Genomic DNA, 20456 nt, shown 5'->3' with positions numbered 1-20456 from the left:
GTCGGGATGAAGCCGGGTCGTCCGCCGAAGTGAGTAACGGCAGTTGATCGACGGTATCCGGCGGCGGGTGCGGGTCGGCGCCCCGTGGCGGGACGTCCCACCCGTCTACGGGCCCTGGCAGACCGTTTACGGGTTGTTCCGACGCTGGCAGCGCCGGGGGCTGGCAGGCGTGTGCCGCTCGAAAAGTCATCGTCGCTGGTAGATCGTGTCGTTGCTGTACAGGGTGACCCGGAAGCTGTTGTCCAGCCCGTCGACGCTGCTGCGCGGCGAGGCGTCGAAGGACGCCGAGCTGCTCGTGTTGCGGCACGAGAACGTGGTCCTTCGTCGGCACCTGGAGGGTCCGGTCCGCTACGAGCCCGCGGACCGGTTCTGGTTCGCCGCCCTGTCCGGGCTGGTGGACCGTCGCCGGTGGCGGGAGGTCTTCCGGTGACGCCGGGCACGCTGCTCGCCCTGGCATCGCAGGTTCGTGGCCCGCAGGTGGGACCACACCGCCCGTCGACGCACCGGACGCCCACCGACACGAGCGGCGATCAAGTCGCTCGTGCTGCGGCTCGCCCAAGAGAACCCTCGGTGGGGTCATCGGCGGATCCAGGGTGAGTTGGCCCGTCTCGGCCATCGCATCGCCGCCTCGTCGGTCTGGCGGATTCTGCATGATGCGGGCATCGACCCGGTGCCCCGCCGTGGTGGCCCGGCCTGGCGGGAGTTTCTCACCGCCCAGGCCGAGGGCATCATCGCGGTGGATTTCCTCCACCTCGACACCGTGCTCGGTAAACGTCTGTACGCACTGGCGTTCGTTGAACACGGCACCCGGCGGCTGCACATCACCGGCGTCACCGCCCACCCGACACAGGCCTGGACCGTGCAGCAGGCCAGGAACCTCACCGCCGACTTCGGGCATCGGATGGAGTCCTTGCGCTTCCTGCTCCGCGACCGCGACGGCAAGTACGGCGAAGCGTTCGACACCGTCTTCCACGCCGACGATCTCCACGTGCTCCGAAGCGCACCGCAGGCACCGAGGACGAACGCCCACTGCGAACGGATCATCGGCACCCTTCGACGCGAACTCCTCGACCACGTCCTGATCCTGGGCGAAGCCCACACGCGTCAGGTCCTCAACACCTACGAAGACCACTACAACCGACACCGACCCCACCAGACCCGAGATCAACGACCACCCGAGGCCCAGCAACACCCCGCCGCGATACACGACCTCGACAACCGCAGACTGCACCGCACCCGCATCCTCGGCGGACTCATCAACGAGTACAGACATGCCGCTTGACCAGCAGCGATGACTTTTCGAGCGGCACAAGCCCTGCTCGGCGAGCCTGCCGCACCGCCGTCTCGAACGCCCGCACCTGCACGGCTGTGGCCGGGTGTCCGGGATCGTCGGGGTGAATCAGATGCGACCAGATGCCCCGCACGTGGACCAGACCGCGCCGCTCGAACTCCGCTGCGGCCTCCGCCAGCTGTGGCCAGTCGGCAGGACAGGCCCCGTTGCGGTGCAGCCCGGTGTCCACCTTCAGGTGCGCGAACGCCGGAACCTCCACCGCCTCCGCGCACGCCGCAATCCTCGACAGGTGTGCCGCGGAGGAGACCGACAGGTCGATGTCCCGCATCAGCGCCTCCGCGCAATCCCATCCGGCAGATGTATCCAGGCCAGCAGCGGGGCCGTGATCCCAGCCTCGCGCAGCGCCAGCGCCTCAACCGTCGAGGCCACGCCCAACCAGTCGGCCCCGTGGGACAACGCGGCGCGCGCGACTTGCGCGGCCCCGTGCCCGAACCCGTTGGCCTTGACCACAGCCATCACGGCACCACGTGCGTGCGCCGCCAGCACGCGTGTGTTGTGGGCGATCGCCGACAGGTCGACAACAGCCTCGGACAGCCCGTCTCGCGCGGTCCCTGGAAGCAGGCCTCCGCCTGGACCGGCTCCGCAAGGACCGCCACTGGGATCGCATCCGGGAGCCGTTCCCCGGGAAGACGGCTGGCGCATCATGAAACTCCGTAAGGGCATCGCGAAGAGCGGGAGTGAGGCCAGTGGCGGCGGCGACCACTTGGCATTTGGATGCGGCACGCCGTCCACCGTGAGGCAGACGGCGCGGCATATCCAGCAGGCAGTCTTCGTACAACGGGAGTCGGTACGACTGCTGTTCCTACGTCCGGCAGTAGTCGCCGGCCCGCGCTCCGGCACAGCCCTGGGGGACTGCCCGATGTGGAGGGTGTCCCGTCGAGTGGTGCACCTGATCAACCTTGGCGTGACACGTGCTCTGCCACCGGGAAGTGCCGAAGTGCTAGTCAGGTACGGAATTCCTGGTACTCATGCGGTTTCCCCCGCAGCGCTCGGCGCGTCGGACCGCGAGAGCACCTGGCGAACGGCGTCCGCGAGTGCGGGAGCCGCGCTTGCGTCGGCGTCGGCAACGCCCACGCCGTACCGGAACCGCACGGTGGCACCGTGTTCGACGGTCAGTTCCTCGCTGAAGAACGGTGCGGGGTTGAGGCACGCGAACTCTTCGGTGCGGGCGAACCACTGGGGCGGGTGATTCGGGTTGGCCGTGTCGTCCACCATGAGCACGAGCGACCGTGCGTCCGTCTCGTCGTGGCGGCCCGCGAAAGCCATCCACTCCATGCGCTTCCCGCGGACCTCTTCGCCACCGGTGCCTTCCGCGCTCACGAACTGCCCGCCGGTGAACGATCGCGGGCCCCGCCAGAACAGGCCGCCGTAGCCTGCGTTCTCACGTCCCTTGGTGGTAGGCGATCCGATGGCCACCTCCGCTCCGGAGACGTTCGTCATCTGCGTCTCGAACGTCAACGCCCAGGCCTGCGGGGTGATCAGGCTCGCCCGCAGTGTCCTGCGTTCGGTGAAGAACGGCGCGCCGGACTGGGTGGTCCAGTCCAGGTCGTGGGTGAACGTCGCGGTTCCGTCGGACCGGTTCAGGGCGACGACCCGGCGGTGCGCCTGGGTTCCGTTGTTGTCGAGCTGAACGTAGAAGCGTCCGTGGACGTACGTGGGGCCGCCCCAGAAGTTCTCCTCGCCGACGTGGGGCAGGGACCACGAGATGCCCTTGTGCCACACGTGGTCGTGGGGGCGGAACAGGCTGACCGCTCTGCCGGCGCGGGTGCGCAGGGGGTGGAGGTAGGGCTTCGGTGACTCCAGTTGGACCGTGTCCGGGCCGTACACGTAGCGGAACAGTTCGATGTCGCCGTCCCGGACCGCGACCGAGACGCCGAGGTCGTGCCTGATCTCAAGAGGGTTCACGCCAGGGCCCCCTTGACCGGTTCCCACGGCACGGCGCCGCCATTCATGCTGAGCGTGAACGGGTCGTCCTCGGTCAGCTCGCCCGCGGCGATGTGCGCACCGCGGAATGCCGAGGCGTACGTCGCGGCGGCGAATTCCAACGTGCGTCGTGCGTCCTCCAGTGAGACACCGGGTTCCTGACCGGTGTCCCAGGCGTCGAAGATGGCCTCGATCTGGAGTCTGTGACTGCTGTCGACGTCCGGTTCGTCACTGCCGGTCCAGAGGGCCGAGAGTTCGTCGTGGCCGGGGGCCGCCGTGAACCGCCAGTGCTCCTCGCGGTAGCCGTAGAGGTGTTCGAGCTCGACCGTGGCGTATTCGAAGTCGAAGCGCAGTCGCGACGTCTCACGCGGGGACAGCAGGGAGTTGACCACCGTGGCGAGGGCTCCGTTGGCGAACCGGACCGCGGCGACCGAGACGTCCTCGGTGTCCGTGGGCCGGGCCTGGCGGTCGGCGAGCGCGCTGATCACCGACCAGGGGCCCAGAACCGACAACATCAAGTCGAACTGGTGGATGCCGTGCCCCATGGTGGGGCCGCCGCCCTCCACCTCCCAGCGTCCCCGCCAGGGCACGTCGAAGTACTCGTCGGACCGGTACCACATGGTCTCGCACGTGGCGACCAGCGGCCGGCCCAGCGCGCCGGACCGGACCAGCCGGCGCAGGCGCATGGCCGCTGCGCCGTAGCGGTGTTGGAAGACGGTCAGCACCTTGGCGCCGGTCTGCTCCTGCACCGCGGCCAGCTGGTCCATCTCGCGCAGGCTCAGCGCGGTCGGCTTCTCCACCAAGGCGGTGACGCCGGCCCGCATCACCATCGAAGCCAGGGCCGCGTGGGTCTGCGGTGGCGTGCAGATGTGCAGGAGATCGAGGTTCTCGCTCTCCAGCAGAGCGGTCGGGTCGTCGAAGACGTGCGGCACGGAGAATCGGTCCGCGAACTCGGTGGCGCGTGTCCGGTCGACATCGGCGACCGCGACCAGCCGGGCGCGTTCGGGAAGTTCGGCGAGCGCTGCGGCGTGGGCATGGGCTATACCGCCGGTGCCGATGATGGCCACGCGGTACGGTGGCCGGGGGCTGGGCATGGGCCGTTTCTCTCTCTTGGTTCCTGACGGGGCTCCCTGGGGGCCGGGGCCGCAGCGACGGCCCCCAGGCGAGGGCAGTTACTTGGCGGCGTCGACTTCGCCCTGGAGTTCCTTGATGAAGGCCTCCGCGGCGGCTTCGGGCGAGGTCTTGTTGAAGTACACCTCCTGGCTGTAGCGCTGCAGCATCGGCTCGATCCCGCTTCCGCCGTTGGGGGTCACGACCGGAGCCTCGCCCGGTGTCACCGCGTTCATGTACTCGACCGCCGCCTTGTCGCTCCCGGTCAGACCCGCTTCGAGGTGCCCGCGCATCTCCTTGTTCGCGGGGATTCCGCGCTCCGTCTTGAGGACGTCGGCGGCCTCCTGGTTGTTGAGCATGAAGTCGACGAACGCGGCGGCCTCGGCCGGGTGCTCGCTCTGGCTCGAGACCGCCCAGTACATCGAGGGCTTGAAGAAGTTCGCCTTGGTGTCACCGGCACGGGGCATTTGCAGCAGCCGCAGATCGGCGCCTGCTGCCTTCTGCAGCGCGGTGATCTGGGTGTTGTAGGCCGAGCCGATGGCCGCCTTGCCGGTGGCGAGGCTGGCGGCGGTGATACCGGCGGTCTGGTCCTCGACCATCGTCGAGGCTTTGACGCTGGCCTCGGAGGAAATGAGGTCCAGACCGAACTTCCACATCTTGACGAGCGACTGGGGCTTGAGCGAGACGTTGCCGTCCTTGCCGAAGAGGTCGCCGCCGTCCTGACGGGCCCAGTACTTGAGACTGCCGGCGTCGAAGCCGGGGGCGCCGGCCGCACCGTGGATCTCGCCGCCGCTCTTGGTCGTCAGCTCTTTCGCGATTCTGGCGTAGTCGTCCCACGTCCACGTCTTGTCGTCGGGAAGGTCCACGCCGTACTTCTTGAACAGGTCGGCGTTCACGACGACGGACAGGACACCGACGCCGATGGGAAGCGCGTACTGCGTCCCACCGACCTGTCCGGTGGCCAGGGCCTCGTTGTCGAACTGCGAGGTGTTGACGATCTTCTTGGCCTTGCCGAGGTCGTACAGCGCTCCGCGATCCGCGTACGACGCGAGGTAGAGCTCGTCCATCTGGACGACGTCGGCCGAGTCCTTGGCCGCGGTCGTCGTGGCGAGCGCGTCCCAGTAGCCGCCCCAGTCCTTGTACTGTCCCTCGACCTTGATGTTGGGGTACTTCTTCTGGAACGCCGCGATGGCGTCGTTGGTGAGCTTCGCGCGGGCGTCCGCTCCCCACCAGGTGGCGCGGATGGTGACCGGCTTGTCGCTGAGTTCGAGATCAGCGCCGGCGTTGCTGCTGCCGCCGCCGGAGCAGGCGGTCAGCACGAGTGAGAGTGAGACGACCGCACCGATCGCGATGCGCCTGAAAGGGCTGAGCATTATGTGGTTCTCCTTGTCTGACGCCTGTGTCAGGTCGAGTGCTGCGGTGCTCCCCGAGCGGCCAGGGCTCGTTCGCCACCGCGTGCGTGCGGTAGCCCTCACAGTTACTTGCCGCCGGTGGTGGCGATTCCTCGCAGCAGGAACCGCTGCCCGGCGAGGAAGACGAGGAAGACGGGGACGAGCGACACCACGCTCATGGCGAACGCCGAGCCCCAGTCGGTTTCGGTCTGCTGGTCGACGAAGGCGCGCAGCGCGAGGGGCGTGGTGTACATGTCCGGGTCGGTGAGGTAGATGAGCTGGCTGTAGAAGTCGTTCCAGGTCCAGATGAAGGTGAAGATCGCGGTGGTCGCCAGGGCCGGGACCATCAGCGGCAGGATGATGTTGAAGAAGATCCGCGCGTGCCCGGCGCCGTCGATCCACGCGGCCTCGTCGAGTTCGCGCGGGATGCCGCGGATGAACTGCACCATGAGGAAGATGAAGAAGGCGTCGGTCGCCAGGAACTTCGGCACGATCAAGGGCAGGAACGTGTTGACCCAGTCCAGTTCCGAGAACAGGACGTACTGCGGCACGATGATCACGTGGATCGGCAGCATGATCGTGACTAGCATGGTGGCGAACCACACCCGCTTCGCCCGGAACTCGAGCCTGGCGAACGCGTACGCGGCCATGGAGCAGGAGAAGAGGTTCCCGATGATCGCGCCGATCACGACGATCACCGAGTTGATCATGTAGTGGCTGAACGGTTCGGAGTAGGCGTTCCAGCCGTTGGTGTAGTTCTCGACCTGGAGGTGCGTCAGGTCGAGTCCCGCGTTGCGGAAGATCTCGCTGTTGGGGCGCAGAGAGCTGACCACCATCCACAGGACGGGGTACAGCATCGTCAGAGCGCAGGCGATCAGCAGGACGTGCTTGAGGGGGACGCGCATCCTGCGCTTGATCCGGCGCACCGCGTGAGCACGGTCGACGGCCAGCGGACGGGGTGCGGTCGCGGTGCGATCAGTCATCGTAGAACACCCAGTACTTTGAGGCCCAGAAGTTGACAGCGGTGAAGAGCCCGACGATGAGGAGCAAGAGCCACGCGAGTGCGGACGCGTAACCCATGTCGAAGTGGCCGAACCCGCGCTGGTACAGGTACAGCGAGTAGAAGAGGGTGGAGTCGGCGGGACCTCCGGTGCCACCGGAGACCACGAAGGCCTGGGTGAACGTCTGGAAAGCGTGGATGATCTGCAGCACCAGGTTGAAGAAGATGATGGGTGTCAGCAGCGGAAGGGTGATGCTGCGGAACTGGCGCAGGCGAGTCGCGCCGTCGACGGAGGCCGCCTCGTAGAGGGAGGTCGGGATTTGTCGCAGCCCGGCGAGGAAGATCACCATGGGGGAGCCGAAGGTCCAGACGTTCAGGACGACGAGGGTCGACAGCGCCGTTCCCGGCTCCGAGATCCAGCCCTGCCCCTGGATGCCGAACAGGCCCAGGGCCTCGTTGACGAGGCCGGTAGTCCCGAACATCGTGCGCCACAGCACTGCGATCGCGACGCTGCCGCCGATCAGTGACGGCAAGTAGAAGACGGAGCGGTAGAAGGGGAGGCCGCGCACTCCCTTGTCCAGCAGCAGGGCGAGCCCCAGTGCCAGCGCCAGCTGCAACGGGACGGAGACGAAGACGTAGCTGAACGTCACCCCGAGCGACTTGTGCAGGCGCTCGTCGTGGAGCATTCGCGTCCAGTTGTCGAGCCCGCTGAGCCGCGGCGGTTGCAGCAGGTTGTAGTCGGTGAAGCTGAGGTAGAGCGAGGCCAGCATCGGGCCGATCGTGATCCCGAAGAGCCCGACGAACCAGGGCAGCAGGAAGAGGAACGCCGCCTTGTTCTGCTGCCGCGCGCCCCTCTGGGACCCGGGCAGCCGGCGTAGTTCGTTGATGGAGCTCACGGCAGTGCTCCCTTGAGTGGCGGCAGCGGCACACGGTGGCGTGGGCCCGTCCCGGGCCCCGCGTGACCCGAAAAGTGATCGTTCACTTTGTGGGTTGCGAGGACAATAGTGAACGATCACTTTTTTCGTCAAGAGTGTGTACTCTCGGGCCTCACCGGAACGTTGGCGAAGGGTTGGGTGGAGCGGATGGCTGGCGCTGACACGGCGCGACGACGGCCGACGATCACAGATGTGGCGCGACTCGCCGGCGTGTCACCCCAGACGGTGTCGCGGTTCCTGCGGTTCAACGGCGGGCTGAAGGCCGCGACCGTGGAACGCGTGGAGAACGCGATCCGCGAGCTGGACTACCGCCCCAACCTGGTGGCGCGGTCCATGCGCACACGGAAGACCGGCCGGCTGGCGATCCTCATGCCCGCCATGGCGTTCAACCCGTCGCGCATGCTGGCGGGAGCCGGCGCGACGGCCGACGCCGCCGGGTACTTCGTGGACGTCGTGAGCGCCGGTGGAGGTGTGCGGGCGAGGAGCGAACGTCTGCTGGAGCTCGCCGACTCGGGCCAGTTCGAGGGCATCCTCTCCCTCGCCCCCGTGCTCCCCTCGGTGCAGAACCAGCTGCACCAGAGGACGGCCGTGGTGATATCGGCCGACTTCGACGACGAGATGCGCGGCATCGGGGAGTTGGCCGACGGCACGCCGGTGGTGCAGATGATCGAGCGCCTGGCAGCGCTCGGCCACTCCCGGTTCTTCCACGTGGCCGGCGATGCGCAGTTCGCCTCCGCGAGAGCGCGCAAGCAGAGCTACCTGGACACGGTCGAACGACTCGGGGTCGAGTCCGTCGGAGTCTTCGACGGCGATTGGTCCGGCGAGTCCGGCATAGAGGCGATCAGGTCGCTCCCGAGCCGTTCACGGCCGACCGCGGTGATCGCGGCCAACGACCTCGTCGCCGCCGGTGTCGTCCGGGGCGCCCGGGAACGCGGCTGGGACGTGCCGGGTGACGTCAGCGTGACCGGTTGGGACAACGTCGCGGTCGGGCAGTTCATGACCCCGTCCCTGACCACCGTCGACGTGGACCTCGAACGACTCGGTTCCAACGCCATGGCCAAGCTGATCGCGGGTTTACGCGACACGGAGCACGAGACGAACGAGGAATCCCTGTTCCGGATCATCTGGCGGGAGTCGACAGCCGAGCCGCCCCCGGCTGATCGCCCCGACCGCAAGCGGAGACCACCTGCGGGTGCCGTCGCCGGAGCCGGTGTGGGACAGACGGGTTGAACCCGTCCTCTCTGCCCGCACTGTCGTCCGTCAGTCCTGGACGTGAGCCGACCGGGTCCGCATGCCGTGCAGGTCATGCGGACCCGACCCGGGCTCCTCAGCCGCACATCGGTCAGTTCCCGTAGACGTCAAGCCGTCCGCACATCCCGAACTTCCCACGGGCAGCGGGCTGTTCGGACCACACGGCGGCATCGGCGAGATGGGGAAACTCGCCCCGCTCCAGCGAGTCGAGCTGCACACCGGTGGCCGCGGCGGACGCCTCGGCACCCCGCCGCCACCGCTCGCGCCACTCGGCGATCCACGGCCGCACGAGCGCGGCGGCGGCCCGGTGGAACGCGGCCAGGGCCTCCGGCCCCTCGGCCTCGCGCAGTGCCCGGTAGCCCTCCAAGGCGAGATCCCGCCGGGCCCGTGCGACGCGCTCCTGCTCCGCCTCGGGCACGTCGGTCGGGATGGCGGTGGCGCGCGCGTACGTCTCGGCGTCCGTCAAGTACTCCGGGGGCAGCGTGAGGACCGCGTCCCCCGCCTCGGGCAGCCCGCTGTTCTGCATCAGCACGGTGATCCGCAGATCGCCCTCGTTGACCAGCCGGTGGATGGTGCCGGGCGTGAACCAGGCGACCGCACCGGCCTGAAGCGGAGTGACCTCGTACCCGGATGCGGTCAACGTCTGCACGGCCCCGTGCCCGCCGGTGACGACGTAAGCCTCCGAACACGCCAGATGCATGTGAGGGGTGCCGCCGCACGCGCCGTCGGCGGCGGGCCAGTCGTACACCGACAGGTGCGAGATGGCGACGCCCCCGGGCAGCCCGGCGAAACCGTGGGTAACGACCGGGCTCACCACGTGCGCTCCACGAGACACTTCTCGAAGGCGGGTGTGAAACCGGTGCATGTTGCACTCATGTAAGTGATCAGCACTCCATCAGTAAGTATGGGATGCGGCTCTGCCGAGCCGAAATGGCTCGGCAGAGCCGCATTGCTCTCAGGACGTCAGCGGACTGACGCTCCACTGCTGGTTCTGGCCGGTGCCGCAGCTGTACTGGATGAGCTGGGCTCCGTTGGCGGTGGAAACGTTGGCCACGTCGGCGCATTTGCCCGAGTGCCTCGCCACGAGCTGGTAGTACCCGCTGCCGGCGTCGCGCAGTTGCCACTGCTGGTTCTGGTCGGTGTCGCAGTCGGATTGGACGAGTTGGGCGCCGTTGGTGCCGGAGCCGTTGGCCACCCTGGCGCATTTGCCCGAGTGCCTCGCCACGAGCTGGTAGTACCCGCTGCCGGCGTCGCGCAGTTGCCACTGCTGGTTCTGGTCGGTGTCGCAGTCGAACTGGATGAGCTGGGTGCCGTTGGCGGTGGAGCCGTTGGCCACGTCGGCGCACTTGCCCGAGTGCCTCGCGACGAGTCTGCGGTAGCCGTCATTCGTGGATCCGGGACCGAGTGAGACCCGCACGTCGTCCACGTGCACCGCCCCGCGTTCGCCCCCGTTGGCGTACCACGCGACCTTCGCGATTCCCGGCATCGAGGTGCGGAACGCGGCATTGGTCAGCACTCGCCGGCCGTCGACGTCCAGGTCGAAGTTCTGGTTCACGGTGTCCACGCTGAGCGTGATCCGGTACCACTGGCCAGAGGTGTACGTGCCGATCACGCGGTTCGTGCTGCCCTCGTACGCGTGGATCTGGCCGTGCGCGAACGCGACGCTGACGGCCTGGACGCCGCTGGAGTTGTACACGTAGGGCAACCCGAACCAGCCCGCCTGCGTGTCATTGCGCATCACCTGCGCCTCGACGGTCACCACGCCCTGCAACGGGGTGCTGAAGATCCGGGCGAGGTTGGTCCCGTCGGCGCCGCCGCCTTCGATCGTGCGATCGAGCCGGACGCTCTTGTCGGTGGCCGAGGGCGTCTCCGCCACGGCGACCTGGTTGTTGGTCGAGACGACCCGCCACCCGTTCGTCCCGTCGGCGAGCGCGCCGGTCGCCAGGCCGTCGAACGGCTCCACGAGCGCGATGTCGGGTGCCCCGCGCTCCAAGGCGCCGATGTCCGGACCGCTCCCGGTCGGTACGGGCGTCCCGGCGAAGTCGAGGCCGCCGTTGCCGGTGACGGTGGCACCGGCGTCGGCGAACACCGATCCGGCCTGGAGCGCGAAGTTCGCCGCCGTGCCGAGTCGGGGGCCGTTCTCGTCGCCGTAAGGCCCCGCGACGGCGCTGTTCACGAACGGCGGAGCACCGACCACGGGATTCAGGTGGGACGCAGGCGGGGTCAGGTTGGACGAGTAACCGTTGTTGTTGTAGGTGATGCTCGACTGTTCCCTGAACGCGACATCGGGTCGCCCCGAGATAAACAGGTTGTTGGTCAGCGTGGCCCTGCCGGAAACCCCGCCGGTCACCATGTTCGGCGCGTCGACGCTGTAGAAGATGTTGTTGTAGATGTTCACCACCGTGCCGGTCTGCTGCGACATGTGGAGGTTCCACCGCTTGCTGCCGGTCACGACGTTGTAGCGGATCACCGCGCTGCCGAACCTGGCCGTGGAACTGCACCCGCAGACCAGGATGCCGTCGCCGTTGTCGTGCAGGTAGTTGTACTGGAACAGCTGGTTGGTGGTGGCGATGTCGGGATCGAGGCCGTTCGCGTCGGCACTGCCCTGGGCGTGGTGGGTGCCCATGACCTCGTTGTACTGGACGGTGACGCGGTCGGCCGCGTAGGTCTCGATGCCGGACACACCGACCCGGTCGACCACGTTGCCTTCGACGAGCGCGTCTCGGACGTCGGTGAGGTAGACGCCGTTGGCGCCGAAGTCGGTGTTCGCCTGCGTGATGTAGTTGCCGCTGATCGTGACGTTGGTGTGCGGTGTGAAGAGCGTGTCGCCGGCCGTCACGCGTGCGCCCCAGCCCGTCCGGACGGCTCCCGGCGCGTCACCGGTGTACTGCTTCACGGTGATGCCCGCGAACGAGGTGTTCTTGATCGTGGAGTTCTGCACGGTGATGTCGGAGAGCACGGTCGGAGCGCCGGGCGCGGCGATGTCGGGGACGGTGGTGGTGAAGATGATGCCGCCGGTGTTCTTGGAGCGGTCCCAGCCGGTTCCCCAGCTGACCCCCGGGGAGTTGTTCGCGGGGTCGCCGCCGATCCACTTGATCTCGCCGGTCACGTCGTGCACGTCGACCGAGTCGACCACGAAGTGGTCCAGGGTCTGGCCGTTGTCGCCGTGCACGCCGATGCCGCGGAAATCGCCGAGGTTCGCACCGGGCGTCCCCGTCGCGGGCTTCGCGTTCGACACGTCGAGGTTGCGGATCTCCCAGTACTCCTGGTTGAACAGCCGCACCGCGTCGTCGACGGTGCCCTGGCCGGCGATCTTCGGTTTGGCGCCCTCTCCGTAGCGGTCGACGGCGATCGGGGCACCGTCGGTGCCGGACCCCTTCGGCCACAGCTGCCCGACCCAGCTGTCACCGGACCTGAAGCGAATGGTGTCGCCGGACTGGAACGTCGTCGAGTTCACCTTGCCCAGCGAGCGCCAGGGCGCGCCGCTGCTGGTCCCGGCGTTGCTGTCGTTCCCCGTCGCGCTCACGTAGTACGTGGTCCCTGCGGCGTAGGCCGGCGCGGGGATGAGCACGTTCGACGCGAACGCGACGGCCAGCGCGCATAGTGCGCCGGCAATCGCTCTTGGCACGGTTCTCCGTTGGACGGCCATTGATCCCTCTTCACCTTGTAGTGGCTTTTCCGGCATGCGGCCATCGGGCGACGTGTCGCCCGTGGTTGCTGCGTGCTGCGGTACTGACTCCCGTCGTTTCGCCTCAGGCCGAAAACCGGCGTAACGGCTCCGGGCGCGCGGGCGGGTTCACGAGGAGCGCGACGTGGCCGCAGAAGTGTTCGTGTGAGCCGACGTTGCCGCCGTGCCTCTGCCCGATGTGGACGAAGCCTGCGGTGACGAACCGGAGCGGCAGGACGACGGAGGTGGCCTTGTCAGCACGCACGCGCGGCGCGTTGTCGGCGCTGCCGGCCAACCTCTGGAGTTCGCCCAGAGCGCTCACGCTCGCCCCTTCGAGCCAGTTGGGAAAACGTATTCCGCGCAGTGTGCATGCGTGCGTCGAGTGCGTCAAGGTTCCGAGCGGATGAAGACGTCCGGTACGCCATCGCGATGCGGGGGACCGGAGTCGCACGTCGGACGGCGCCGGCGTTGTTCACCGCGTGACCGGTCCCGGCCGGGTCGAACAGCCGGGTGCGGGTCAGCCGGTGCGGACCGCCGTGCTGTCGCGTACCACGACCTGCCCGTGCATCATCAGGTGCGCGGTTTCCGGGTGAGCCGCGAGTGCGAGGCGGATCGCCTCGGCTCCGGCCTGTGCCAGCGGTAACGACACGGTCGTGAGCCGCGGTGTCACGTCGGTCGCGAGTTCGATGTCGTCGAAACCGGTCACCGAGACGTCCGCCGGAACCGCCACGCCGGCGGCCCGAAGGGCGGACATCGCCCCGATGGCGATGGTGTCGTTGGCGGCGAGGATCGCGTCGGTCGGCGCCAGTCCCTCGGCGAGCAGCTGCTGCGTCGCGTCGAAGCCCCCTTGGCGGCTCACCGCGCAGTGCGAGATCCGGATGTGCCGTCCGTCGACGCCACCGTCGCGGAGCCCGGTTACGAAGCCCGAGGTGCGGGTGGAGACGTTCGCCCGGTCGCGGGCGCCGGCGAGGATCGTCACGTGCCGGTGCCCCGACTCGGCGATGTGGGCGGCGAGCTCCTTCGCGGGGCCGTGGTTGTCGAAGCTGATGGAGTTGAACGGCATGTCGGTGTCGCCGACGATCACCACCTTGCCGCCGTCGCGTTCGTAGCCGAGCAACTCGTCGAGCAGACGCCCGCCCAGGGCGTTCGCCTCGATGCGGCTGGAGGTCAGGATGAGCGCCCGAGGTCGGAGCGCACGTTGCAACCGGACGGTTTCGAGCTGGCGCTCGGCGGTGCCGTGGGTCGACGAGACGGTCACGAACGCCCCGGCGTCGCGCGCCTGCCGTTCCATCGCCGCGACGGCCATCCCGATCGACGGGGTGGTGAGGTCGTCGGCGACGACCGCGATCGAGTCGTTCGCGCGCCGCATCGCCCGGGCCGAGGCGTCAGCGGTGTAACGCAGCGCGGCAGCGGCGGCGAGGACCCGCTCGTGGTACTCCGGCGCGACGGTCCGAGAACTGCCGCCCAGCACTCGTGACGCGGTCGTGACCGACACGCCGGCGGCCGCCGCCACCTCGCGCAGGGTGACGGTCGGTCTGGCTGGATGGGGCATGGTGCCGTTCCCTCCCGTACCGCGAAACGAGCCGCCGTCGACGCTAGCGGAAGATATCCGCGGCCGACCGCCGACCCGGCGTAGTCGGCCGGTCCGCTCAAGGGGTGACCTTCCGTGCAACCCACCGCTTCCGATGCGCTGTGTGGCTCGGTGCACAATCTGGGCATGGAAGACGGGTCGGCAGCGCCTCCGCGGCGGCACGGGGATGCCGCATCAGCGGAGCGCCAGGCGACCCTGCACGATGTGGCGCGGACGGCGGGCGTCTCACAGGCAACGGCGTCGCGTGTGCTCAACGGCAGCACCCGGAACGTCCGCCAGGAGAACGTCGCCCGGGTGCTCGCCGCGGCCGCCGAGCTGAACTACACGCCGCACCTGTCCGCCCAGGCGATCGCGAGGGGGGCGACGAACACCGCCGCGTTGGTCGTCAGCGGCGTCGACGACCCGTACTTCTCCTCCATCGCGGGTGGGGTGACGCAGGCGGCGGAGGCCGCCGGACTCATCGTGACCATGGCGGTCGTGGACCGCTCGCCCGAGCGGGAACTCCAGATCGTCAGGACGCTGCGCGGCATGCGGCCCCGCGCCATCATCCTGACCGGCAGCCGCATCGACGGCACCGACACCCGCGACGCCCTCGTCGAGGAACTCGACGCCTACCGGAGAGCGGGCGGAAGCGTCGTCCTGGTAAGCCAGTACGACCTGCCGTTCCACACCGTCAGCATCGACAACTACGGCGGAGCGCGGCAGCTCGCCCGCGCGCTGGTGGGGCTCGGCTACCGGCGGTTCGCGGTCGTGCGCGCGCATGCCGCACTCAGGACGTCCCGCGACCGATGCGAAGGCTTCGTCGATGGCCTCCGCGAGTTCAACATCGACGTCGAGGAGCGGTTCGTGTTCGAATCCGAGTTCAGCCGCCGCGGCGGTTATGCGGCCGGCCGCGAACTCGCCCGGCAGGGGCTGGGCGACACGGAACTCGTCGTGGCCGTCAGCGACGTCATGGCGATCGGTGCGATGACCGCCTTCCGCGACGCCGGGCTGGTGCCCGGCCGGGACATCGCCGTCGCCGGCTTCGACGACATCGGCCCAGCGGTGGACGTCGTCCCGGAGCTGACCTCCGTGACCGTACCCCTGCGGCAGGTCGGCCTCTGCGCGATGGAACTCGCACTCTCCGACGACGACGTCTCGCGGGTCGTACCGATCTCCACGAACGTCGTCCTGCGGGACAGCACACCCCGACGATGACGGTGCTGACTCGGCCCGCACCGCACGCGACCTGCTGATCCTCGCCGTCGACGCCACCGGGAACACAGACGGGAAGCTTGGGACCGGGGTCGCGCGCGTGTCGTTTCGATCGCGGCCGAAAGGGTCCCGGCCGACGCGCCGCCCGTCTTCGTCAGGACCGCCAGGTCACGGGAAGTTACCCGCCTCAAGCTCTTGACGTGCTCAATCACGGACGTCAAACTCCCCGGAATACGTTTTCCCTGGCTTCTCCGGAGGAGAGGCGTGACTGCTCTCGGCGAACCCTTCCAGAACACCGGCACCTGGGCAGCCTTCGGCTCCTGCCTGGAAGTGACGGCGTCGCGGTGCTGCAGTGTGCCTGCGGCAGTGGCCTTAACCAGCGGCCTTGACCAGCGGCTCCAGCGCCGCACCGTCTGACGGCACCGCGGCTGATGGCGCGGCGCACCGCTACCCCGGCCGCAACGCGGCCGGACCGGAGAGGAATCCCGGATCGGTCCCATCCGGCTGGACGCGCCGAACAGGACTGATGTTCCTTGCCGACTCCGGTCGAACCAGTTCTGCCGTCGTCGGTTCAGCCGGCGGCGTGCACCACGCCGCCCGCAGCGGCCGGCAACTGACGCGGGGATGTTGACTGCCCGGTCGACATCACCAGAGATCAAGGGAGATCAGCGTGCATACCGTCATGGGCAGAAAAGGCTCTCGGCCTCGAAAGTGGGCCGGCCTGATCGTTGTCGGGGTCCTGCTCTTCTCGCCCCTCATAGCCCCTCGCGCCGCCTTGGCCGCTGAACCGTCAGGTGCGACATTGATCAATGAGACATTTGACGCTCAGACCAATCCTGCGAACTTCGGGTTCCCTGCCGGAGCCGGGATCGGCAACGGCGTGCTGAACGTAACGCAAGGCATGGGCAACTACACGACTTCTGTGCGCCCGTTCGCGTCGTCCGTCTCGGGCGAGAGGACGCTCGACCTGCGCTTCGACTGGAAAACAGCGATCGCCGGCGACGCGATGAAGACCGGCATGGAATTGCGTGACGACAGCGGACGCCTCGTCTTCGCGATCGCTGCGACCGCCTCCGAACTCCGCTATGCCGTGACGGGGCCCGAATCGGATTCCACCTCCGCCCCCGACTCGCTCAACCCCACCTGGATCAGGACCGGTTTCGACCGGGCCAAGTGGTACACGGTCGATCTTCACCTCGACTTCGCCCTCCGCAGGATCCAGTATTCGATCACCAGCAAGGAGGCCGCGCCGACGGTGGTGGCTTCCGGTACCGCGAGCATCACGGGGACGAACCTCGCGAGGCTCGTCGCGTGCAACTACTACGGAACTGGCACGCAGTCGATCGACAACTTCCGGCTGGTCCGACCCGACCATTCAGCCTACGGAAGCCTCGCCGGCAAGTCGGTCTACGCCTTCGGTGACAGCATCGTCTTCGGACACCAGTACTCGCGCAGCTTCCTGAACTTCGTCGCAGAACGTGAAGGAATGACCCTGACGAAGTACGCGAGGAACGGCGCGACCGTGGGTCCGTCCAATGCCTCCGGTGGACGGATCATCACCCAGGTGCAGTCGGCCGGCGCGCAGGCGCCCGATTTCGTGGTCTTCGACGGTGGCACGAACGATGCGATCGAGGTGCTCAACCACGCGTACGGGATCGGCACCGTCAGCGACTCCCAGGATCCCGCGACCTTCGACACCGGCACCTACACCGGATCGCTCGAAACCATCATCCACGCCATGAAGCAGAAGTGGCCGACCGCGCGACTCGTGTACGTGGCCGCCCACAAGTTGGGCTCGCGGGACTGGAACACCCAGCTCGCCCTGCGTCAGGTGACCCTGCAGGCCGCCGGGAAGTGGGGCATTGCGGTCGCCGACGTCTTCGCGGACACGACGTTCGACACCCGCGTCGATGCCCAACGGGTGGCGTACACGTTCGACGTCCTCGTGGGCGGCTACCCGGGCAGTGGCGGCTCCGGCACACATCCGAACATCGCCGGAATCACCGATTTCTACGTGCCGGTGCTCACCCGGGCCCTGGTTGAACTCGTCCGCGGCCCGGTCAGTGGCGCGACCTACAAGATCCGCAACGCCGCTTCCGGCAGGTACCTCGACACCGAGCTGAACGGTGTCGTGACCCTCGCGCCCAAAACGACGTACGACGACCAGGACTGGATCGTCACCAAGGACGCATCCGGGTACTGGACGATCAAAAACGTGCGGACGGGCCGCCACTACCTGGACGCAGACGCCACTGGCAACAGTGTGATCTGGAACTCCGGCACCATCGTGGACGATTCGCTGTGGAGCATCGGGACAGGCGACAACGGCGTCTTCCACATCAGGAACAAGCGTCCGGACAGGGCCTACCTGTACGCAACACCGACAAACGAACTGAAGTGGAACACGGGATCCACTGACTCGACGACCGACTGGGTCTTCGAGCGGAAGTAGACGCCGGCAACAAAAATCGATGGAAAGGAGAACAAGGTGCAGATCAAACGATCAACCAAGGCAGCCTGGGTCGCTGTGCTGCTGCTCACTTCGATCGTCGGGCTCGGCTCGACTCCAGATCCCGCCAGCGCGGCGGTCACCGTCTCGTCCGTCGACACGTCCAAGACCACGTACGACAAATACGCGCTCATGGTCGACGGGAAGCCGTTCTTCCACAGTGGTGTCCAGTTCCGCTACGAGAAGCACAAGTACACCTTCGGCTGGACCGATGCGCAGTTGGAGCCGGTCCTCAAGATGATCAGCGACGACGGCTTCAACGTCGTGAACATCCCCATCTGGTGGTCGAAGGTCGAGACCGCGAAGGACACCTTCGACTGGGCGGACATCAATCGCTACATCGATTGGTGCAAGAAATACAACCTGAAACTCGAACTCCTCTGGTTCGGTCACGAATCTACAGGGATCACGCTGGCGCCTCGCCTGCCCGCCTACGTCATGAACGACTACCAATTCGTGCTCAAGTCCGACGGCACGAGGTTGACGCTCAACGGCAACAACCTGTTGGACAAGACCGACCCCAACCTGCTCGCCAGGGAAAAGTACGTGCTCGGCCAACTCATGGGCCACATCGCCGCCTACGACACCGGTCACACGATCGTCGGCGCACAGGTGCTGAACGAACCGAATGTGGCGAACATGCAGTTCGGCGCTTCGTCCGACCGCAGCTACAGCACATACAGCACGCAGAGGTGGAACGCCGGCGGCTACACCAACGCCGCACAATTCCGCAGGGATGTGCTGTTGGACTACGTGAACCAACTGGGTCAAGTGATCAAACAGTCCGACTACTCCGTCTACACGCGGGTCAACGTCGTCGGCGACGCCGAGCCGGTCACCGAGAACGAGGACCTCCGGGCGCAGGGCGCGTCGCACATCGACTTCTTCGGAGACGATCCGTATACGACGAACAACGACAGTCTGTTTGGTTACGGAACCAACGCCTTCTGGGCCCAGGGCAAGAATTTCCCGATGATCATGGAAAATTACGGGGGAAACAACTTCGCGGACGTCCAGAAATTCAACACCATCGCGGGAAACGGGGTCCACAACTTCTACGCCGCTCTCGATCCCGACTCGTCGACCGGCAACTCGAACCACGGTCTGTACAACTTCAACCCGACCACCAAGGTCGTCAGCCGTGACACGGTCTCCAACAACGTCGCCAATCTGAACCGCATGCTGAACAAGATCGGTCGGGATCTCGCCACCAAGAGCCCGGTGGAAGCGGGCGGGAGCAAGCTGCAGACGTTCAACCGGGCCGCCGCGGCGAGCGTCACCGGCGTCGTCAAGCCCTTGGACAACATGAACATCACCTTCACCACGGCGAACGGGGGACAGGGTATCGCCGTCAAGCGAAGCAGTTCGGGGGTCGCCCTGCTCAGCACGAGGTCGGCCACCTACACCCTGCCGGGAAGCTACGGGGCGGTGGCATCCGTGGAAACCGGGCATTACGACGCCAACGACCTCTGGGTGAGCGCCGGGCCCAAGTCCTTCGACACGTCAACCGGAAACACTGTCATCAACCTGAACGCGGGCGAGTGCGTCCGGGTGTTGTTCACGCTGCCCAGCCTGGTCAGCGGAGCCACCTACAAGATCCGCAACGCCGCTTCCGGCAGGTACCTCGACACCGAGCTGGACGGTGTCGTGACCCTCGCGCCCAAAACGACGTACGACGACCAGGACTGGGTCGTCACCAAGAACACCGCCGGACACTGGACGATCAAGAACGTGAGGACGGGACGCAACTACCTGGACACCGACGCCACCGACAACAGCGTGATCTGGAACTCCGGCGAGGTCCTGGACGATTCGTTGTGGAACGTCGAGGCGATCGGCAACGGTCTCTTCCGCGTCGACAACAAGCGTCCGGACAGGGGCTACATGTACGCAACCTCGACAAACGAACTGAAATGGAACACGGGATCCACTGACTCGACGACCGACTGGGTCTTCGAGCAGAAGTAGACCCCGCTGGCGCTGAGGCGCCGGAACCCATGGGGTTCCGGCGCCGGCCCTGTCGTCGCGGCGCAGGACGTCACGTTGGTTGTCGGCGGGTGTTCGTCGTCCGGCGACAGCGGTCAGGTGACGATTCGCTTCAAACTGGCCACCATGTTCGCAGAAGCCCGAGCTGCGGGCCGGTGGCGGTGGTCATCAGACACGGACCTGCCAATTGCTGGCAGAGATGGCGCTGGACTGCACGGTCTTGGTCGCTGCGCCGATCGGCCCGTAGAGGCACCCACTGCTCCAGACCGAGATGTCGTAGGTCTTGCCCACCGTCACCTGGTAGTCGGTCGACGTGAGCATCCGGCCGGGCCCGCCAGTGGCCTCGGCGATGGGCACGCAGGCGCCGTTCACCTTGATGCTCGAAGCGCCCACACGGGCATCTGCCCGATGAGCCCGGCCATGGGCGTGTTGACTTGCAGCTTCGCGGTCTCGGCGGTACCGGCAGACGGCACCACGGTGAGACTGGCCGCGGCGGCACGACCAGCGCGGCGGCGGCAGTCGCGACTGAACGAGTCTTGCGGTGACGA

General features: G+C 67.2%; 19 protein-coding genes. 7 read left to right on the top strand and 12 right to left on the bottom strand.

Annotation, left to right across the window (positions count from 1 at the left end; translation table 11 throughout):
* Positions 1 to 67 precede the first annotated feature (67 nt).
* The 3 genes from ALI22I_RS55000 to ALI22I_RS03145 are packed head-to-tail and all read left to right on the top strand — an operon-like array spanning position 68 to position 1282.
* Positions 68 to 202: a transposase gene (locus tag ALI22I_RS55000; protein WP_338013457.1), complete on the top strand. Its 135-nt coding sequence runs from the start codon at positions 68 to 70 to the stop codon at positions 200 to 202.
* Positions 203 to 205: 3 nt separating this feature from the next.
* A complete protein-coding gene (locus ALI22I_RS51930; RefSeq protein WP_202970620.1) occupies positions 206 to 430 on the top strand; it encodes a hypothetical protein in 225 nt (74 codons plus the stop codon).
* Positions 431 to 466: 36 nt separating this feature from the next.
* Positions 467 to 1282, top strand: coding sequence for an integrase core domain-containing protein (locus ALI22I_RS03145; RefSeq protein WP_202970618.1), 816 nt, complete (start codon positions 467 to 469; stop codon positions 1280 to 1282).
* Here the strand turns inward: ALI22I_RS03145 and ALI22I_RS55310 are convergent.
* From ALI22I_RS55310 to ALI22I_RS03110, 7 genes are all read right to left on the bottom strand, one after another.
* Entirely contained in the window at positions 1257 to 1619 is a 363-nt protein-coding gene (locus ALI22I_RS55310) for an alanine racemase (protein ID WP_077004042.1), read from the bottom strand. The two genes, ALI22I_RS03145 and ALI22I_RS55310, sit on opposite strands and share 26 nt — an antisense overlap.
* The gene (locus tag ALI22I_RS55305; RefSeq protein WP_274522742.1) at positions 1619 to 1993 is read right to left on the bottom strand and encodes an alanine racemase; all 375 of its coding nucleotides are present in this window, start codon (positions 1991 to 1993) and stop codon (positions 1619 to 1621) included. The genes ALI22I_RS55310 and ALI22I_RS55305 overlap by 1 nt, the downstream gene beginning before the upstream one ends.
* 324 nt (positions 1994 to 2317) lie before the next feature.
* The gene (locus tag ALI22I_RS03130; protein WP_077004040.1) at positions 2318 to 3256 is read right to left on the bottom strand and encodes a PmoA family protein; all 939 of its coding nucleotides are present in this window, start codon (positions 3254 to 3256) and stop codon (positions 2318 to 2320) included.
* Positions 3253 to 4368 (bottom strand): Gfo/Idh/MocA family protein, encoded by a 1116-nt coding sequence (locus ALI22I_RS03125; RefSeq protein ID WP_077004039.1) that lies wholly within the window; start codon positions 4366 to 4368, stop codon positions 3253 to 3255. The genes ALI22I_RS03130 and ALI22I_RS03125 overlap by 4 nt, the downstream gene beginning before the upstream one ends.
* A 78-nt stretch (positions 4369 to 4446) precedes the next feature.
* Positions 4447 to 5757, bottom strand: coding sequence for an ABC transporter substrate-binding protein (locus ALI22I_RS03120; protein ID WP_077004038.1), 1311 nt, complete (start codon positions 5755 to 5757; stop codon positions 4447 to 4449).
* Between the two features lie 104 nt (positions 5758 to 5861).
* On the bottom strand, positions 5862 to 6758 hold the full coding sequence (locus tag ALI22I_RS03115; protein ID WP_083751382.1) for a carbohydrate ABC transporter permease: 897 nt from the start codon (positions 6756 to 6758) through the stop codon (positions 5862 to 5864).
* Positions 6751 to 7671, bottom strand: a complete 921-nt coding sequence (locus ALI22I_RS03110) for a carbohydrate ABC transporter permease (RefSeq protein ID WP_077004037.1) — start codon at positions 7669 to 7671, stop codon at positions 6751 to 6753. Before ALI22I_RS03110 ends, ALI22I_RS03115 begins: the two co-directional genes overlap by 8 nt.
* A 231-nt stretch (positions 7672 to 7902) precedes the next feature.
* Here ALI22I_RS03110 and ALI22I_RS03105 point away from each other — a divergent pair, with 231 nt between their 5' ends.
* Positions 7903 to 8940, top strand: a complete 1038-nt coding sequence (locus ALI22I_RS03105; RefSeq protein WP_202970616.1) for a LacI family DNA-binding transcriptional regulator — start codon at positions 7903 to 7905, stop codon at positions 8938 to 8940.
* Between the two features lie 112 nt (positions 8941 to 9052).
* On the opposite strand, the gene ALI22I_RS03100 is transcribed toward ALI22I_RS03105, so the two are convergent.
* From ALI22I_RS03100 to ALI22I_RS03085, 4 genes are all read right to left on the bottom strand, one after another.
* Positions 9053 to 9775, bottom strand: a complete 723-nt coding sequence (locus ALI22I_RS03100) for a cupin domain-containing protein (RefSeq protein ID WP_238598051.1) — start codon at positions 9773 to 9775, stop codon at positions 9053 to 9055.
* Between the two features lie 141 nt (positions 9776 to 9916).
* A complete protein-coding gene (locus ALI22I_RS03095) occupies positions 9917 to 12589 on the bottom strand; it encodes an RICIN domain-containing protein (protein WP_238598050.1) in 2673 nt (890 codons plus the stop codon).
* A gap of 124 nt (positions 12590 to 12713) precedes the next feature.
* Positions 12714 to 12950 carry a hypothetical protein gene (locus tag ALI22I_RS03090; protein ID WP_077004033.1) on the bottom strand — a complete coding sequence of 79 codons (237 nt, stop codon included), beginning with the start codon at positions 12948 to 12950 and terminating at the stop codon, positions 12714 to 12716.
* A gap of 195 nt (positions 12951 to 13145) precedes the next feature.
* Positions 13146 to 14180 carry a LacI family DNA-binding transcriptional regulator gene (locus ALI22I_RS03085; protein WP_077004032.1) on the bottom strand — a complete coding sequence of 345 codons (1035 nt, stop codon included), beginning with the start codon at positions 14178 to 14180 and terminating at the stop codon, positions 13146 to 13148.
* Positions 14181 to 14345: 165 nt separating this feature from the next.
* On the opposite strand from ALI22I_RS03085, the gene ALI22I_RS03080 reads away from it, so the two are divergent.
* The 3 genes from ALI22I_RS03080 (at position 14346) to ALI22I_RS03070 (ending at position 19890) form a co-directional block, all read left to right on the top strand.
* On the top strand, positions 14346 to 15416 hold the full coding sequence (locus tag ALI22I_RS03080; protein WP_083751386.1) for a LacI family DNA-binding transcriptional regulator: 1071 nt from the start codon (positions 14346 to 14348) through the stop codon (positions 15414 to 15416).
* A gap of 667 nt (positions 15417 to 16083) precedes the next feature.
* Positions 16084 to 17865 carry a GDSL-type esterase/lipase family protein gene (locus ALI22I_RS03075; protein WP_143531925.1) on the top strand — a complete coding sequence of 594 codons (1782 nt, stop codon included), beginning with the start codon at positions 16084 to 16086 and terminating at the stop codon, positions 17863 to 17865.
* Between the two features lie 36 nt (positions 17866 to 17901).
* On the top strand, positions 17902 to 19890 hold the full coding sequence (locus ALI22I_RS03070) for a DUF4978 domain-containing protein (protein ID WP_077004030.1): 1989 nt from the start codon (positions 17902 to 17904) through the stop codon (positions 19888 to 19890).
* A 186-nt stretch (positions 19891 to 20076) separates the two neighbouring features.
* Here the strand turns inward: ALI22I_RS03070 and ALI22I_RS03065 are convergent, their stop codons facing one another.
* On the bottom strand, positions 20077 to 20265 hold the full coding sequence (locus ALI22I_RS03065) for a hypothetical protein (RefSeq protein WP_143531924.1): 189 nt from the start codon (positions 20263 to 20265) through the stop codon (positions 20077 to 20079).
* Between the last annotated feature and the right edge of the window lie 191 nt (positions 20266 to 20456).

Source organism: Saccharothrix sp. ALI-22-I (assembly GCF_001984175.1).
In the GTDB taxonomy this organism is placed as follows: Bacteria; Actinomycetota; Actinomycetes; order Mycobacteriales; family Pseudonocardiaceae; genus Actinosynnema.
This window is presented reverse-complemented; position numbering and strand designations above follow the sequence as displayed.